The organism is Peribacillus sp. GL_122 (assembly GCF_057835005.1).
The window spans coordinates 5,660,629-5,678,339 of sequence record NZ_CM174415.1 but is presented as its reverse complement, the minus strand read 5'-3'; the positions used below and the strand labels follow the sequence as shown (position 1 = coordinate 5,678,339).

At 40.0% G+C, this 17,711-nt stretch carries 15 protein-coding genes; 14 read left to right on the top strand and 1 reads right to left on the bottom strand.

Annotated elements, in window-relative coordinates:
- The first annotated feature begins 260 nt into the window (after positions 1-260).
- The 10 genes from AC3ISB_RS27725 to AC3ISB_RS27680 all read left to right on the top strand — a co-directional run bounded on the left by AC3ISB_RS27725 (position 261) and on the right by AC3ISB_RS27680 (position 11,129).
- A complete protein-coding gene (locus AC3ISB_RS27725; RefSeq protein ID WP_489275207.1) occupies positions 261-1,976 on the top strand; it encodes a right-handed parallel beta-helix repeat-containing protein in 1,716 nt (571 codons plus the stop codon).
- Positions 1,977-2,152: 176 nt separating this feature from the next.
- On the top strand, positions 2,153-3,325 hold the full coding sequence (locus AC3ISB_RS27720; RefSeq protein ID WP_480340115.1) for a glycosyltransferase family 4 protein: 1,173 nt from the start codon (positions 2,153-2,155) through the stop codon (positions 3,323-3,325).
- A 93-nt stretch (positions 3,326-3,418) separates the two neighbouring features.
- Positions 3,419-4,543: a DegT/DnrJ/EryC1/StrS family aminotransferase gene (locus AC3ISB_RS27715; RefSeq protein ID WP_489275205.1), complete on the top strand. Its 1,125-nt coding sequence runs from the start codon at positions 3,419-3,421 to the stop codon at positions 4,541-4,543.
- Positions 4,533-5,510, top strand: a complete 978-nt coding sequence (locus AC3ISB_RS27710; RefSeq protein ID WP_489275203.1) for a Gfo/Idh/MocA family protein — start codon at positions 4,533-4,535, stop codon at positions 5,508-5,510. The genes AC3ISB_RS27715 and AC3ISB_RS27710 overlap by 11 nt, the downstream gene beginning before the upstream one ends.
- Complete coding sequence (locus tag AC3ISB_RS27705; protein WP_489275201.1) at positions 5,507-6,136, top strand: PIG-L deacetylase family protein; 630 nt, start codon at positions 5,507-5,509, stop codon at positions 6,134-6,136. Before AC3ISB_RS27710 ends, AC3ISB_RS27705 begins: the two co-directional genes overlap by 4 nt.
- The gene (locus tag AC3ISB_RS27700; RefSeq protein WP_489275199.1) at positions 6,137-6,847 is read left to right on the top strand and encodes a WbqC family protein; all 711 of its coding nucleotides are present in this window, start codon (positions 6,137-6,139) and stop codon (positions 6,845-6,847) included. It abuts the gene before it with no gap.
- A 59-nt stretch (positions 6,848-6,906) separates the two neighbouring features.
- Positions 6,907-8,184, top strand: coding sequence for an oligosaccharide flippase family protein (locus AC3ISB_RS27695; RefSeq protein ID WP_141992360.1), 1,278 nt, complete (start codon positions 6,907-6,909; stop codon positions 8,182-8,184).
- Positions 8,181-9,464, top strand: coding sequence for an O-antigen polymerase (locus AC3ISB_RS27690; protein ID WP_489275197.1), 1,284 nt, complete (start codon positions 8,181-8,183; stop codon positions 9,462-9,464). The genes AC3ISB_RS27695 and AC3ISB_RS27690 overlap by 4 nt, the downstream gene beginning before the upstream one ends.
- Positions 9,461-10,582 carry a glycosyltransferase gene (locus AC3ISB_RS27685; protein WP_489275196.1) on the top strand — a complete coding sequence of 374 codons (1,122 nt, stop codon included), beginning with the start codon at positions 9,461-9,463 and terminating at the stop codon, positions 10,580-10,582. Before AC3ISB_RS27690 ends, AC3ISB_RS27685 begins: the two co-directional genes overlap by 4 nt.
- Before the next feature lie 10 nt (positions 10,583-10,592).
- Positions 10,593-11,129 (top strand): serine O-acetyltransferase, encoded by a 537-nt coding sequence (locus AC3ISB_RS27680; protein ID WP_098370255.1) that lies wholly within the window; start codon positions 10,593-10,595, stop codon positions 11,127-11,129.
- Between the two features lie 85 nt (positions 11,130-11,214).
- Here AC3ISB_RS27680 and AC3ISB_RS27675 read toward each other — a convergent pair whose 3' ends face one another.
- The gene (locus AC3ISB_RS27675; protein ID WP_141992356.1) at positions 11,215-12,507 is read right to left on the bottom strand and encodes an NCS2 family permease; all 1,293 of its coding nucleotides are present in this window, start codon (positions 12,505-12,507) and stop codon (positions 11,215-11,217) included.
- A gap of 296 nt (positions 12,508-12,803) precedes the next feature.
- Here AC3ISB_RS27675 and AC3ISB_RS27670 point away from each other — a divergent pair, with 296 nt between their 5' ends.
- The 4 genes from AC3ISB_RS27670 to AC3ISB_RS27655 all read left to right on the top strand — a co-directional run bounded on the left by AC3ISB_RS27670 (position 12,804) and on the right by AC3ISB_RS27655 (position 17,637).
- Complete coding sequence (locus AC3ISB_RS27670; protein WP_489275194.1) at positions 12,804-14,453, top strand: DEAD/DEAH box helicase; 1,650 nt, start codon at positions 12,804-12,806, stop codon at positions 14,451-14,453.
- 15 nt (positions 14,454-14,468) lie between these two features.
- Positions 14,469-15,377, top strand: coding sequence for a phosphotransferase (locus AC3ISB_RS27665; RefSeq protein WP_489275193.1), 909 nt, complete (start codon positions 14,469-14,471; stop codon positions 15,375-15,377).
- Between the two features lie 33 nt (positions 15,378-15,410).
- On the top strand, positions 15,411-16,598 hold the full coding sequence (locus AC3ISB_RS27660) for a class I SAM-dependent methyltransferase (RefSeq protein WP_489275192.1): 1,188 nt from the start codon (positions 15,411-15,413) through the stop codon (positions 16,596-16,598).
- Between the two features lie 91 nt (positions 16,599-16,689).
- Positions 16,690-17,637, top strand: coding sequence for an ATP-grasp domain-containing protein (locus AC3ISB_RS27655; protein WP_480340124.1), 948 nt, complete (start codon positions 16,690-16,692; stop codon positions 17,635-17,637).
- Positions 17,638-17,711 lie beyond the last annotated feature (74 nt).

Genomic DNA, 17,711 nt, shown 5'->3' with positions numbered 1-17,711 from the left:
TTTCAATGGCGACGGAAGAAGGTTGTTTCCCCGAATCACAATCCGGCTACCCCTTTATTCCATACAGATTAGCCGTAAGCTTAAGCGACTGTTCCAAAATTAACACATGTTATGTTGATTTTGAGAAATGCACATTTCACTTCCCATGTAACATTAGATGTGCGCCCCCTCTTTTTTAGGTCGAATATGGTGTCTTTGTCATCAGTCTTCGGAATACGTAAAAAACTGTCAAAGAATAAAAAAAGACATTGGAGTTTTAGATGAAACGATTATATAAAATTGCAGGAATATTTACCGTGTTCACCATAGCGTTCATCTCCCTCCAGTCAACGGCCGTCGGGGCAAACGAAGTGTGCGGACCCACAACGGGAACGTTGATTCAGTTATTGGACAATAAAGGGAAGGTAAAACAAACGCTGTCACTAGAGGCGAACTATTCCACCACAACGATCCGGGCAATCGTTAATGAGGCCATTACGAGGGTTTCCGACTACCCGCAAGATGTATCGAATGGGAAAAGGGGAACGGTTCGTTTGTCAAAAGGCCAGTTCACGGCGAGTGCCTTTATTATGATGAAAGAAGGGGTCACATTAGAAGGGACGATGGAGAATGGAAGACCCGTCACGACAATGTGTACCCAGCCCTCGAGCGATTCTGTCACCATAAAAATCATGGTGAGCCATACGGGCGTCAAAAACCTGATACTCGATGGGAAACGACGGACGGAAGATCCCCAAACTGGGGAACCGAGGAACTATTATGCGGCACGGAACAGGGGCATTGAGGTTACCGCAATCGATCAATCCAAATCCACGGCGGATTTGGTGTCTGTCTATTCGACTGTAAGTGATTTGCAGAGGCTTCAAAATATCCTGATCGAAGATGTTCAAATCACCGGGTATGAGGGATTTGGCATTTACTTAGAACATGTGAATGGAGTCACGATTAAAGGGTCCGATTCGAGAAAAAGAAACAAAATGATCATAAAAGATATTGGATATGCAGGCATCGGCGGTTATTCTGCGAGTAACGTGACTGTTAGGCATGCGACAGTGAGAGATCTTGGGCCAGGGGAAACGGTGGGCAATACCAAACAAAGCTATGGCATCGCCTTTAGCCACCGGAAAGACAATGCGGGAGATGCCATGACTCAATCAAAGTTCCCGCGAAGTGACACTATTGCAGTCGATGGGAATGTGGTGGCGAACAACCCTGGATGGGAAGGGATTGACACCCATTCAGGCCATAATGTTTCCTTTACGAATAATGTCATCTTAAACACGTGTTTTCCAATCATTGTCGGGGGAATGGATTACATGGGAGGGGATATCTCAGCTTACCCACCCGGCAATATTACGATTGCAGGGAATAGAATCAATGGTGAATCCTTTAATGATTATGCGTATTACGATATAGATAAAAATGCCACAGTCAGCGAACGAGGCATTGCGGCCAACGGAACGCAATTCCATGATCTTACTGAAACAGAGATGGGATTCCTGCAAACGGTCGTGATTAAAGGCAATTATGTGAATAATGTCCAGGCTAATGTCGAGGAATGGGGAGGCATCAGCATTCATGTGACCAAAAATGCCCTTATTGAAGGCAATATCATTGAAAATTGCTTCAACAATGGGATTGTGATCCTTAGTTCCAACAAGTTCACCAAACTCAAAGGAAACATCATAAACCAAATTCATGAATCCGACGAAAAGTTCAGTTCAGCGGGCATCGGCATCAGAGGGTCGCATAATAACGGCAGCCCTACAAATGACTATGCCATTACCTCTATGAACATGAAAAATAAGGGGATTGAAAGGGATAATATATTTACCGATGTCGGGCATGAAATCCATGTACAAGACAAGACGGTTTACAACCGCCTGGATGACTGGCTTGCCATCTCGGCCTTCCTTGACTGGAACAAACCTAATGTGAGGAAAAAAATCATGCAAGAAATCCATCTGATGCACTGAAAAACAAGGGGAAGGACAAATCTCTAGTGGGTTTCAAAGTTAAAACGGCCCATTCTAAAAAAGGGACAGGTCACACCTATATTAAGTGTTACATTTGTTTTCTGGGGAAAGCAATAGGCACAGCATTCAGCTGTAAATCAAATTGAATCATATTGGGTAAAAGAGGAGGTGATAAAGTGAAGGTTCTTTATTTGCATCAATATTTCAATACCGATAAAGGCAGTACCCGATCTTATGAAATAGCTAAATTTTTAGTCTCTAAAAATAATAAAGTCACCATCATCACCGGAAATTCAATAGATTCGCGTGAGGGAATAAAGATCATATCAACCAAAACTAAATATAAACAAGAGTATAGTTACCTCAAAAGATTATTATCGTTTATTCATTATATGTATAAGAGTTTTTTTATTGGGGTGAAGGAGAAAGGGGTAGACGTTGTTTATGCTTCCTCGACCCCTTTGACGATTGGGTTGATAGGTATGCTTCTTGCTAAGGTGAAGCGCAGCGAATTTGTGTTTGAAGTAAGGGATTTATGGCCAGATATACCTATTGAGCTGGGAATCATCAGACATGAATGGTTAAAGAGAATTTTATTGAAGCTGGAAAGCATGATTTATTCTGCAGCTGATAAAATCATCGTGCTTTCGCCTGGAATGAAAGAAGATTTATTGAAAAAAGGAGTTAAACAAGAAAAGATTTCGACGGTTACTAACTTTGCGGATATAGACTATTTTTCACGGATTTGTTCCAAGGATAAAGAAGAAGCATTGGAAAAATTAGGTTTGAAAGCGAAGTTTATCTGTTTATATGCGGGTACATTAGGATTTATCAATAATATCGATTATATTTTACAGCTTGCCGAAAAGACTGATGACCCCGATATCGTCTATCTAATTGTAGGGGATGGAAAGGAAAAAGAGCGCTTAATTCAAGTGAAAGAGAGCAAGAAATTAAACAACGTCATTTTCTTGGATCAGGTATCTAAAAAAGAAGCGTACTTATTAATGGCCGTATCTCATATAGGTCTGTGTTTTGTACGGAATAATGAAATATTGGATAGGAATAGTCAAAATAAACTTTTTGATTTTTGGGCAGCCGGAAAACCGACATTAATAAACTATAAAGGCTGGCAACATGGGGTTATGACAAAATATGATGCAGGTCACGGTTTTGAATATAGTGAACGATCAAAGATGATAGAGTATGTAAAATCAATGAAAAGTGACAAACAAATGTATCTGAAAATACAAGGAAATATAAAGCGTTTAACCCTAAATTATGAGAAAACCAAATTGATTTCAAAGCTAGAGAGAACACTGTCTGATTTGGTTGTTAATAATCATTGAATAGTCAGGGGTCTTTCAAAAATTTGATTTATTTGTATGCCTCTTACTTAACGTGTAATGAAAGATCTGATTTTGGAAAAAGGATGGAGTTCTATGGAGACTATCGTAAATACAAAGCCAGTGATAACAGGTTGGGTAAAACGGGAATACCTCAAGAACATTGAGCACATTTTGGATTCTGGCAGGTTAATTTTAGGTGAGTATACCCGGAAATTTGAAGAAAGCGTCAGACAATACAGTGATTCTAAGTATGCTGTCGCACTTTCCAGTGCAACGGCAGCCATTGAAATCATTTTAAAGTATCTAGATGTTGAAGGCAAAGAAGTGATCATGCCAAGCAATACGTTTATTTCCCCAGTATATGCGGTGAAAAATGCGAAAGGAAGGGTCGTTCTTTGTGACATCAATTTAGAGGATTTCAATTTGGATTTAAATAGCCTGAAGAGCGCCGTGACTCCCAAAACGAAAGTTGTCCTAATTACGTATATTGCTGGAAAGATCCCTGATAACATCTTTGAGATTAAAGAGTTTTGTGATGAGAATGATCTTTATCTAATCGAAGATGCTTCACATGCTTTTGGTGCCGCTATAAATGGATATAATGCCGGGACAATTGGGTTTGCCGGGGTTTTTTCAATGTACCCTACTAAAATTGTTACAAGTGCCACAGGCGGTGTCATTACATCGGATGATATTGAGTTAATCAAATACTGTGAGTTGTTAAGGCACCATGGGAATGAAAATGGTGCAGTCAATCAAGTATTATCCGGTGACATGCTTCTCAGCGAATTCTATGCATTGCTGGGTTATCTGCAAGTTCAGGAAGCTTATGGCATGATCCGGGTCAGGCAGGAAATCTTCAGTTTCTATAAAGAACAATTGAATGATACTTTTCAAGTAAACGGTCTTTACTTCCAAGCTTCATCTGACCACAATGAATCTTCATTTTATAAAATTATCGTCATGTCTAAAAGCAAAGAGCAATGCGAAACATTTAAAAAGCATTTAAAAGAGGGTCATATAAGCACCGGGCATTGTTATGGGGTCCCATTACATTTACAGCCCACATTGCTAGAGGAATATCCCCTTGCATCTCTCCCGAATGCCGATAGATTTCGTGAATCTCATTTCACGTTACCATGTCACTTGGATTTGTCTGATGAGGATCTGAAATACATTGTAGCGAAATGTAAACAGGCAGTGGAACATGGTTGTTAAAAATAGGATTGGAGTGGTGGGGTCAGGTCCAATAGGTTGTGCAATGATTGATGCCATTAATGAAAGTTCAAATGGAGAGGTGATGGGAATTTGGGGGAGAAGATTCCATTTTGCCAAGGAGCTTGCAAAAGAAAAAGGAGTTTCTAAAGTTTATGGATCACTGAATGAAGTTTTTGAAGATGATGAGCTGGATACTGTTTATATAGCCACTCCCAATGCTTCCCATTATGAGCAAGCGATGGCAGCCATTGAGCATGGAAAGAACGTCATTGTGGAGAAAACGGCATTCATGACAGCTGATCAAGCCAATCGAGTTTTCGATGCTGCAGATAAACAAAATGTTTTTGTGTTTGAGGCGGTGAGATCTATTTATGAACCCAACTTTCAAATTTTAAAGAATGCCATAAAAAAAATAGGGAAAATTCATGGGGCAACCCTAAAGTACCAAAACTATTCCAAGCAGTATTCGGCCTTATTGAAAGGAGAAAAAGCTCCACTTTTCGATGAAAATCATGGTGGCGGCACATTAAGAACAATTGGAATTTATCCTATTTATGCGGCCATTCAATTATTTGGTGCTCCCCTTAAAAGTTTTTATTTTAAACAGCTGATCGTAAAAAACATTGATTTAGGCGGCACGTGCATTTTTGAATATAAAGATTATAAAGTAACCATGTTGATTTCGAAAATTAACTTAACGAATGATTCAATATCGGAAATTTACGGAGAGAACGGAACTTTGCGTTTTCACTCGTTATACGATATCCGCACAATCAGTTACCGCAGTATCATTAATGACATTGAAGAAATGATTAGTGAACCTATTAGTGATAATAGTTTGCTTTATGAAATCACTGAATTTTCAGAATGGATTTTAATGAAAAATGAAACAGCTTACAGGGAACAAAAGAGCATTACACTTAAAGCGATATCTATCATTGAACAAGCTTTAAATGGAGGAACATGATGAAAAAAATATTGCTAGTAACAGCACATCCGGATGATGCGGAAATTAGTATGGGCGGTACCATTCGTAAGCTATTGAACCAAGGACATTACATTATCAACATCATATTTTCCATCCCTTCGAATATCAAGGTCAGGAAACAAGAGGCAATAGAGTCATCAAAGAATTTCGGATATGAGGTACAGTTTTCTAATTACTGTGAGGGTAATAACGTTGAGGATATTCCTCTTCATAAATTAATAAAAGAGCTCGACAATATCATTGAAAAGATGAATCCAGACGAAGTCTATACACATTGGATGAATGACAGTCACCAAGATCATCAAAAATTATCAAAGGTGGTAAGAAGCTGTTTTAGGAAAAAACAATTTACCCTATATGAATTCGAACAAATCAACCAAAACAATAACATCGCTGCCAATCAATTTCTCCCGAATATTTATAGTGATATTACAGAGTTCATGGAAGATAAAAAACAAATGATTACCATGTTCCAATCACAGCTAACCGGTTATATGGGGCACTATTTAGTGAATGCGGAGCATATCGGCAGTTGGAGGGGCTCCCAAGTGAATTGTAAATACGCGGAGACATTCCTATTAATTTTTTCAAAAGAGGTTTTGTAGGTGGAAAAAAAGAAGATAGTCGCAATTCACCAGCCTAATTACTTGCCCTGGATTGGTTTGATTCATAAGGTTTTCCAATCGGATGTTTTTATATATTTGTCTGATGTGAAATACTCTTCAAGTAATTTTCAAAATAAGACATACATTCTAGGTGCTGATGGAAAAGAGTCAAGGCTAACTGTACCGCTTCAAAAAAAACCTGAAATGTTACATGAAAAATTAATCAGTTATCATTCCCAAAATCAAAAATGGAAAAGGAATCATTTGAAGCAAATTTCGCAAGTTTATAAAAAAACTCGCCACTTTCAAGATTTTTTCCCGCTGTTGGAAGAAGCATATCAAAAACAACACGCTTTATTAGTCGATTTAAATATTCATTTAATTGAATTGATCTTAAATTACTTAAACTATGAAGGAGAAACATACCTTTCCACTGATTTTAATACATCCTTTGGAAAAACAGAGAGATTAGTCAGCCTGCTTAAGCAAACCGATGGTACATGCTATTTAAGCGGGAAAAGCGGAAAGGATTACTTGGAAGAAGAATTGTTTCGTAAAGAAGGAATCGATCTCGTCTATCAAAATTTCATTCATCCTGTCTATTATGTGAAAAATGAGACAGAATGTGTAAAAAATTTATCGATTCTTGACTGGATCATGCACTGTCCGGCGGATCATATAAAAGAAACGTTAACTGAACGAATAAATTAGGCTAATCTGAAAAATGTAAATGAGTATAGAAAAATAGAGATGCGGCGTGGTTTGAGAATATGAAAATAAAAAATGAATTTATAAATAAAATCCTTTTATTATTAACAGGCAATTCAATTGCACAGCTTATTCTATTTGCAAGTTCTCCCATACTGACAAGAATATATAAACCAGAAGATTTTGGTGTGTTTTCAACCTATACGTCCCTTTTGGCCATTCTCATGTCATTTTCATCTCTTTGTTTAGAAAAGGCGATTCCTTTAGAAAAAAACCATAAGAATACGTTTCACTTGATTTACATTAGCATGTTTACGATTGCCGTTGTTTGTATGCTGAATTTGATTTTGAGCCTTTTTAATCTGTCGTTATTTCATCTTTACGGGATTAAGACGACTATTATGAATGACCTTTTGCTTTCAAGTGGTCTATTTTTTGCAGGGATATACCAAGTGTTGATTCACTGGTTGGTGAAAGAAGATAAGTTTAAAGGAATATTCCATTCTAAACTACTTCAATCGATTAGCAATGTTATTAGTCAGTTCTCGCTTACGTCCATTAATCACCTTTCTCCAGGAATGGGTTTAACTGCAGGAGATATAATTGGACGGGGAATAACCTTTGCGTACATTTGGCGATTTTTCTTAAAGCAAATGCATTGGCCAAAAGTGAACTATAGAAGAATCCGGTATTTGTTTAAAAAGTATGAGGATTTCGCCAAATACTCTACGTGGTCAACACTATTAAGCTCTTTATCTATGCAAATCATATTTTTGTTATTAATGCGTCTATACGGACCTGAAGTGACGGGTCATTTTTCCATGGCTTCAAAAACGGTAGGTATGCCCATTACGTTGGTGGGAGCAAGTATTTCAGCGGTATTCTATGCCGAAGTGGTAAAAAGCATTACAAATGATCCTGGAAGGGTTTTGAAATTATATAGAAGCATTCTTACTAAGTTAGCGATGATAGGCATACCGTCATTGATACTGTTAGCTTGGATTGCCCCAGGGCTCTTCAGTTTTGTTTTTGGGGAAGAGTGGCGTGTTTCCGGTGAATATGTGACGTTGATGTCAATCATGTTTATAGGCCAAGTGAATGTCATGCCAATTTCCCAAATACTGTATATAATCAAAAAACAACAGACTCAGCTTTTATGGGATGTTTCAAGGCTGTTACTGTCAACCATTGGAGTACTGGTCATTTTCATTTCAGGGGGATCGGCTGAAACAGCCATTTTATACTTTAGCATTTGTATGGGGGCCAGTTACTACTTTTTTGCTCTCCTTGGCTATAGGGCGATACATTCCATAGATCGAGAGGATAACCTAAAAAAATGAAGCTGATTCAAATGGGTCTGATAGGAATATACGTCTGCTTATTGGATATTTCCTACGTTTACTTTATTTCCCCTGAATATGCTTATATGGGATTTATATATCGACAACATCCAAGTGCAGTCATGATAGTAATTTCCATGTTTTTTATTATATTGCCAGCCATATTCATAAAAAATGATCTGGATAAGCCGTCGGAACTCGTTTTCTGGATTTTGTATTTTATTGTCTATATACCGGTAGTATGGGTCCCGAATTATTTATTTTCGCTAAAGCCTGATTATATATATACGAATGTCCTTTTGTTTTTTTGTTTACTTATCATCGGAAATGTTAATAGATTGCCAGCCATGAAGGTTAACCCTCCTAGTATTAATATCGGTCTATTAAAAGTCATTTTCGTTATAACATTATTCATTTTTTTTCTTTACATCTTCAAGGTTTCGGGTGGAATTAGTCTAAAGCCTCCCATAAACTCCGAGGATATCTATGATAAGAGATTAACCTTTCGAACAAAATTGACCCCTCTTGCAGGCTATATTATACAGTGGCTTGCAAAAGTATGTAATCCATTTATCGTGACCATTGGCTTATGCAAAAAAAAATATACCTATGTGTTTATCGGACTAGCGCTGCAATACCTTTTATACACCGTCAATGGATTGAAGTCCACTCTGTTATCAACTGGATTATTAATTGTTGTATTTATTGCTTTTCGGAAGAAGGGAAGGAACTTCTCCATCCTTTTTTGTGTAAGTCTTTGCTTGTTGTTAGGCATCAGCATTATTCTGGATGTTATCCTTGGTCAGGCATATTTATCCAATTTATTTGCCAGAAGGATGATCGTCACGCCGGGGTTGCTGACAACCTATTATGTAGACTTCTTTTCAATCCATCCAAAAGCCTTGCTGTCGTACAGTATTTTTGAAAAATTCATAGATCCTGTTTATGACAAGAGTCCGCCATACATTATCGGTACAGAGTACTTTGGCCGACCTGAAATGGCAGCCAATGCCAATATGTTCGCCGATGCTTTTGCTAATTTCGGTTATTTTGGATTCTTGATTTATACAGTGATCTTAGCAGCGATATTATGGCTTTATGATAGCCTGACGCAAAATGAAAAGTGGCAAGGCGTTGGCATAATCCTGTTTGTTGTACCTGCATGGTGTTTAGCGGATACTGCGCTTACAACAACGTTTGTGACAGGCGGGATGGTTTTTACTTTCGTTATCATGTATTTAATGTTAGGGTCAGATTCACAAAAGGGAGATAACAGATGAAGTTATTTTATAATATCAGTTCGGTGCATCCATGGAATGACACCAGGATTTATTTTCGGCAAGCCTTTTCTCTCGGGGAAACAGGAAAGTACAAGGTGAAGCATATAGCTATTAAAAATAATCTGATCCCAGATAATATACCAGACAATATTGAAGTTGAACTGTTAACTAAGCGATCTAGAAAAGGACGTATATTAAATTGGATTGCTCTGTACCGGAAGATTAAGAAGGATAAACCTGATGTGATTCAGTTTCATGATCCAGAGCTGCTGATTTTAATGAATATTATTAGAAGGATTCCCCATTATCATCCGGTCATTGTTTATGACATGCATGAAAATGTAACAAAGGTCCTTATGAGAAAAAAAATCCCCGAAATTGCATTGAGTATGTATCGTTATTCGGAGAAACAATTGCTAAGGGCATGCAGCGGGGTCGTGTTTGCAGAAATGACGTATAAAGATGATTATCGATTCTTAACTTGTCCAACAGTTGATGTTTATAATTACCCGAAAATTCTTTCAATGATAGAAAATACAGAAAAAGAAGATGTATTTACCTTTATCTATTTAGGAAGCATCTCTGATATACGTGGCGGGGAAACCATGCTGCATCTTGCGAAAAGATTAGTAGAATTAAAGAAAGTATTTCACATGAAGATCATTGGAACGGGCGGTGAAGCATACATCGAAAAATTGAAAACGTTCATAGTTGACAACGGCTTAGAAGATTACATCAGTCTAGAGGGTGTAATGGCTTTTGATAAAGCATTTGAATCCATCCAGAAAGCACATGCAGGCATGGCATTATTAGTTCCTGATCCTAATTTCATTGGTGGTAAAACAACAAAGTGCTTTGAATATATGGCTGCTGGCATTCCATTTATGGTTTCTGATTTTCTTATTCAAGATGTACTGGATAAATGGCGCTGTGGAGTGTCTGTCGATGTAGCAAACATGGATGAAATCGTTCAAAATGCTGTTTATTTAATGGAATCCCCTGAGGAGGCCGCAAAAATGGGTGAACTGGGGAAGGCCGCATATGGACAAGAATATAATTGGGAGAATGAAGAGGAAAAGCTGCGATCACTGTTCGATAAATTAAAATCATGTTTTTAGGAGGCATATCATGGGTTTATTTAAATGGTTCAATAAATTGTCATTTATTAATAACTGGGGGAGACTGGGCGGAATCCATGGAATAATCGTCATGTTTGTTTACCGGATAGGCAATATAATTTACTATAAAGTGAACATTCCAATCTTAAAACAAGTATTATGGATTATGTACCGCATGGTAGATTTGTTAATCATAAGACTTTTCCTGAATTGCGAATTTCCTGGGCAATGTCAAATTGGCAAGGATTTACGTCTGCCCCATGGAGCTAAAGGCGTTCTTATCAACCCATATTGCAAAATAGGAGATCATGTTACGATTATGCATCAAGTAAGTTTAGGACAAAATAAAGAAAGTAAAAAGGCACCTGAGGTTTGTGATTATGCGTATATAGGAAATGGCGCTAAAATACACGGTGGCATCCGAATTGGCACGAATTCGAAAGTGGGGGCAAATGCAGTTGTTTTGACATCCGTTCCCGATAATTGCACGGCAGTTGGAGTACCAAGTGTGATTAAAGGTAAAAAGATGGATGGCGTTATAAATTAATTGCACGTAAACGAATAAAGGAGTGTTCAATTAACATGAATTGAACACTCCTTTTTATTATCCCATGATGTCCTTCACGAAATGATCAAGCCAGGAAAATCAGTTGGTAAAGGAATAAAACGGCAAACATGTACACGAACGGATGCACTTCCCGGAATTTGCCCCTTGCCATTTTTAAAATGGGATAGGAGATGAATCCGAGTGCTATCCCGTTGGCGATGCTTGATGTTAAAGGCATGGCGACAATGACCAAAAAGGCTGGGAATGATTCGTCAAAGTGTGTCCAGTCAATTTCATTAATGCTTTTAATCATCATGCTTCCGACGATGATCAAGCTAGGTGCCGTGATTGCCGCTACATTTGAGACAGCTCCTATCAGTGGGCTGAAGAAGGCGGTCATTAAGAAAAGGATGGCCACAACCAACGCGGTTAAGCCTGTCTTGCCGCCGGCTCCTACACCAGCTGATGATTCAACTGAGGCAGCGGTCGGGCTTGTACCGAACATGGCACCAACAGTAGTGCCGATGGAATCTGCAAAGAAGGCACTGCCGGATTTTTCAAGCTTATTATCCTTCAGCAATCCAGCTTGACGGACTATGCCTAATAAAGCACCGGTCGTATCGAAAAGCATTACAAGCAAAATGGAGAAGACGACGCCATAAAGGCCGTAGTTAATGACATCGGCGATAGATGTGATTGGATTGGCGACGATAATCCCTTCAGGTAATGAAGGGGTGGAAACCAGACCGTTAATTTCCAATTGGCCTGTAAAGAAAGCGATTATGGCAGTCACGATCATTCCGATGAATATCGCTCCCTGCACATTGCGAACGATCAGCACGATCGTTATGACCAAACCAATCAATGTAAGCGCCACATTAGGATCCCTGAAGCTTCCAAGGGTAACCAGGTTGGATTCATGCTGTGTTACGACACCTGACAGGCGAAGTCCGATGAAGGTGATGAAAAGTCCGATTCCGGCACTGATTGCATGCTTCAAGTTATTAGGGATGGCCTCGATCAATTTAGAGCGGAAAGAGGTTAGGGATAAAAGGATAAAGATGATACCGGTAACAAAGACTGCAGAGAAGGCAACTGTGTATGAAATATCATGGGTTCCCAATACCGAGTATGCAAAATAAGCATTCAATCCCATTGCCGGTGCTATGACAATAGGGTAATTGGCTAATAGGGCCATGCTTAGGGTACCGATTATTATTGCGATTATGGTTGCCGTAAATGCCTGGTCGAATGGAACACCGGCATCAGAAAGGATCATTGGGTTTACAACGATGATATAAGCCAGAGTTAAAAAGGTTGTAAGCCCCGCAAGTACTTCCGTCTTAATATTTGAATTTCGTTCTTTTAATTTAAACATGCGGTCACTCCTTTTTTATATACAAAAAATCCTTGCACAAATCTACAAGGATGAGATGCTTACCCTTTATTTTAAAGTAAGTAGCTCGATTGGATAATCTTATAAATTATATTAGAAAAACAACTAAAGTACAATAGGATGAAAAATTTTAAGGTACAGGTTTTCTCGAAAATAGATAATGATATACTAACAATTAGCTTAGACTAAGGAATATGACATTAACTGAAGGAAGCTGTTACCATTTCAGTGGATTTATCAGTCAATTAAATGAAGAAATTCAGAAAGTAGGCCCATACATGACAGAATTCATCGACCTTGGCGTCAGCCCGGCGATTAACATGATATTAAAGCAAATAGGAATATCCGCCCCTACCCCGATCCAGGAGAAATCGATACCAGATATCCTTGCTGGAAGGGATGTCATCGCGAAGGCTCAAACGGGGACGGGAAAGACTTTGGCATTTTTGCTGCCAATCCTGGAAAAAGTAGATCCCGCTGCATCCCACATACAATCCCTGATCGTTACGCCAACCAGGGAATTGGCTTTGCAAATCACTGCTGAACTGAAGAAATTCGCTAATGAAATTGAAGGACTCCAAGTGCTTGCAGTTTATGGCGGACAGGATGTCGAGCAGCAAATGAAAAAGCTGACAAGAAACATCTCCGTGGTGGTCGCCACGCCAGGCAGGCTATTAGATCATTTACGAAGAGGCACCATCGATCTATCACAAACTGGAACACTCGTGCTGGACGAAGCTGATCAAATGCTACATATTGGATTTTTACCAGAGGTCGAAGAAATCATGGGACAGCTTCCAGAGGAGCGCCAAACGCTGCTCTTTTCAGCGACGATGCCTGAACAGGTGCATCAATTGGCCAAACGCTATATGACTAAACCATTAACTGCCGCTGTGAAGGCTGAGCAAGTAACGGTCGAGAAAATCAGGCAGCTTGTCATCGAGACCACCGATCGTGCCAAACAGTCATCATTAATCAACATGATCAAAGAAGAACAGCCATACCTTGCGATCATATTTTGCCGTACAAAACGTCGCGTTTCGGTTTTGAATGATGCCCTGAAAGCAGCTGGATTCAATTCTGAAGAGCTTCATGGTGACCTTTCACAGGCAAAGCGGGAACGTGTCATGAAAAACTTCAGAGACGCGAAGCTTCAATATTTAGTGGCAACGGACGTTGCCGCACGAGGACTCGATGTAGAAGGCGTGACACATGTGTTTAATTATGATGTTCCCGAGGATGCAGAAAGTTACATCCACCGAATTGGCCGGACGGGCCGGGCGGGTGAGAATGGCTTGGCTGTAACTTTCATAGCAACGAAGGATTTACAGCTTTTAAGCGAGATTGAAAAAGGGATCTCCATGAAAATCGAAAGAAGGACGATTGAAGGCGTGAAAATGTTCCAACCCGATGAGGTGAGGCAAAAAGGGAAACGCTATGAAGACTCTTCTGATGAGGGTACCCGCCGACCGCGTTCGGGCGGGGGAAGGAAACACCGGGAACGGATAGATACGAGAGGACCGAATCGGGGCAGTCACCGTTCTGTAAATCAAGCGGACAATCGTGAATTCGAGAGGGAGAAACCACGGGGAGGCCGGATGGAAAACAGCCGCGGGCCAAAGCGTGAGGATTCACGGGGAGGTCGGATGGAAAACAGCCGCGGACCTAAACGTGAGGATTCACGGGGAGGCCGGATGGAAAACAGCCGCGGAACAAAGCGTGAGGATTCACGGGGAGGCCGGATGGAAGACAGCCGCGGACCAAGACGAGAGAACCCGCGGGGAGGCCGCACAGAAGACAGCCGTGGATCAATGCGTGACAATCCGCGAGGAGATCAAAGAGACAGCCGTAGAGCAAACAGGACACAAGGGCCAAGTAATCTTAGAGGTGGATCTGGCAGCAGCCCCAATAGAGGGAGAAACCGGTAAAAGGGGGAGACGGGAGTGGAAAAGCCTTGGTTGGCAGAATATCCGGTTTCGCTGGAACTAGCGGGGAAATTGATAATGCTGCAGTTTCCGGAAATTGAGTTGAAAGAGATCAAGCAACTTGGGGAGGGCTTCGATAACACGGTCATACAAATCAATGGGCAATTTGTATTCCGTTTCCCCCGCCGCCCTATTGCGGTTACGTTGATTCAGGTGGAAAGTCAGCTTTTGCCTTCCATTGCAGGCACTTTTCCGCTTGCTATCCCTGAACCGATCTTTTTTGGGAAACCAAGTACACTGTATCCGTATCCTTTTACCGGTTATAAAATGGTAAAGGGACACTTGCCTGTAGAAGGATCAGTGGCAAATAAGGCCGAATCGGCAAAAAGGTTTGCTCATTTTTTGAAAGCTCTTCACAGTTTCCCTGTGGAAAGGGCTATGCGTTTAGGTGTGCAGCCAGATGGGATGATGAGGCTTGATGTATCCTATCGTAAGAAATCGCTAATGGAAAATGTCTCGAATCTATTAAAGCTAGGATTCTTTGAACAGGCGCATGCGGTTAAGGATTTTGTTGAAACCTTAGGTGAATTCGATGTTCAGCACCCGATTTCACTCGTTCACGGAGACATTCATATCCGGAATGTTTTACTTGATGACGAAGGCGTCCTTGCAGGTATCATTGATTGGGGAGATGTTCATGTCGGGAATCCAGCCATTGATTTCTCCTTTTTATACAGTTATTTCCCAAAAGAGGCGCGCCGAGGCTTTTATGAAATCTATGGTCAAATCGAAAAGGAAACAGAGAGCTTAGCCCGGTTCAGAGCCATATTTATGCTTGTAACATTACTCGTTTATGGCATAGACCGCCATGATGAAGAGCTGATTGCCATTACGAGTACCGGTTTGAAATTTGCTATAGAAGAATAATTGTCATGTTTTTTTGATGTTTAGGAGGTTCATATGAAGGCAAGTTATTATCATTCAATCACATTAATGGCGAACATGTTGGATCAAGCTAATATTCCATACCAATATACAGGTCGATCTGCTCTGTTCGTGCAAGGAGTGGATATTGATCAGTATAAGAACATCGATATTGATGTACAATGGGATGTCTTTAATGAGGCTTTAAATCTTTTTTCTGAATACTCCCCAACAAAGCCTGAAAGAAGTCCTGAGACTGCTTTCTTTCTAATGGATGTCGAGGGGGTTTCTGCCACTGTTCACTGCCGGTTTAACACGACTATTAAAACCGACCCTTATCGTTTGTCTATAAAGATGGGGGATATGGAGGTTTGGTGCAGGTCGTTATACAGTTATTTATATAACGAAGAAATGAGAAAGTACAGTATTGAGATTCATGCTTATTTATCTGCCGAGCAGCAGGGGTTCACAGAGGAAAATGAACAGGCGTGGAACCAGAACAATTATTTAGCGCTTGTCAATCGTTATGGAAATCCCGTGGAATTGGCATCAAAAATCAAGCAAAATCCAAAATGGAGACTGCACCCTTTTTATAAATATATGGGAGATATATCCGGTAAAAAAATTACTCATTTGATGGGATCGAACGGTGTTAAAGCAGTTGCCCTCGCCATATTGGAAGCTGAAGTGAAAGTTGTTGATTTTTCCCAGGAAAACGCAATGTTTGCGAATGAGCTGGCCAGTGGGGCCAATGTCTCCATCGAGTATATCGTTTCGGATGTCCTTTCACTATCATCCGAGCATGAATCAGGGGATCAGGATTTGGTATTAATGGAGCTCGGTGTGCTTCACTACTTAATAGATCTGCAGCCGTTATTTGAAAAAATCAAAAAGATGCTGAAACCTGGAGGCCGATTCATACTGCATGAATTTCACCCGATTTCAACAAAGCTCATTACTTCAAAGGGTAAAAAACATAAAATCACAGGTAACTATTTCGCTCCGGCAATCGAAAACAATGAGGTCGCTTTTTCAAAGCATATGCCTGATGAGGAAAAAGGGAGCCTTTCAAGAGTTGTACAGCGTAAATGGACAATCGGGGAACTTATAACGTCAATAGGTCAATCAGGGCTTGTTATTAAAGTACTCGAGGAAGAACCGAATCATAAAATCCATGATATTGGGCTTCCGAAAACATATACCTTGGTGGCGGAACGAGTTTAAGGATGCAGTCAAAAGTGTTATGCATATAAAAAGGATGTCTCTATGCCTCAGATAAAAACATAAAATTTTAAACAATCAGGAGGGACCTTTTATGAGTAAAATTTATATCATTCATGAAAATGAGGAATGGACTGCCCATTTAACCAAAAGAATGAATGAGTTAGAACTTTCCTATGAAGAATGGCATCTTGATCAGGGTGTGGTGGATTTAACAGAGGAACCGCCAGAGGGCGTTTTTTATAGCCGTATGAGTGCAAGCTCACATACTCGTGGGCACCGATTTGCGCCTGAAATGACAGAATCTGTGCTAGCGTGGCTTGAACAGCATAATCGTACAGTCTTCAATGGGTCACGAGCGCTTCGTTTGGAGGTCAGCAAAGTCAATCAATATACGGCACTGACAAAGGCTGGAATTAAGACTCCGAAAACGATCGCAGCTGTAGGTAAGGAAAATATCATGAAGGCAGCAGAGAAATTAAATGTCGCTTCGTTTATCACGAAACATAACCGTGCAGGTAAAGGACTCGGTGTTCAATTATTTCACTCAGTAGAAGCATTGAAACATTATGTGGAAGGTCCAGAATTCGATGAGCCAGTTGATGGGATTACATTAATTCAGGAATACATAAAAGCGCCGGAGCCATTCATCACCCGTTGTGAATTCGTGGGTGGCAAGTTTATTTATGCGGTAGAGGTTGATACATCCGAAGGTTTCGAGCTTTGTCCGGCAGATGCATGCCAAATTGGTGACTTGTTCTGCCCGATCGGTGAAGAGGTAGAAGAAAAACCAAAATTTCAAATTGTGCAAGATTTTCATGATCCGATTATTGAAAAATATGAAGCGTTTTTAAAAGCGAATGAAATTTCGATTGCAGGAATTGAATTCATTCGTAACAGCGATGGTGAAATCTACACGTATGACATTAATACCAATACGAATTATAACAGTGACGCTGAGGAAGCAGCAGGCCAATATGGCATGCTTGAATTAGCGAAGTTTCTAGGATCCGAATTGGCGAAACAAAACTTGAACAAATAAAATAATAAAAAGTGATGCTGACTGAAAGGGGGATTTTATAACCATTTCAGTCTTTTTTGACATAAAAAGAAGGT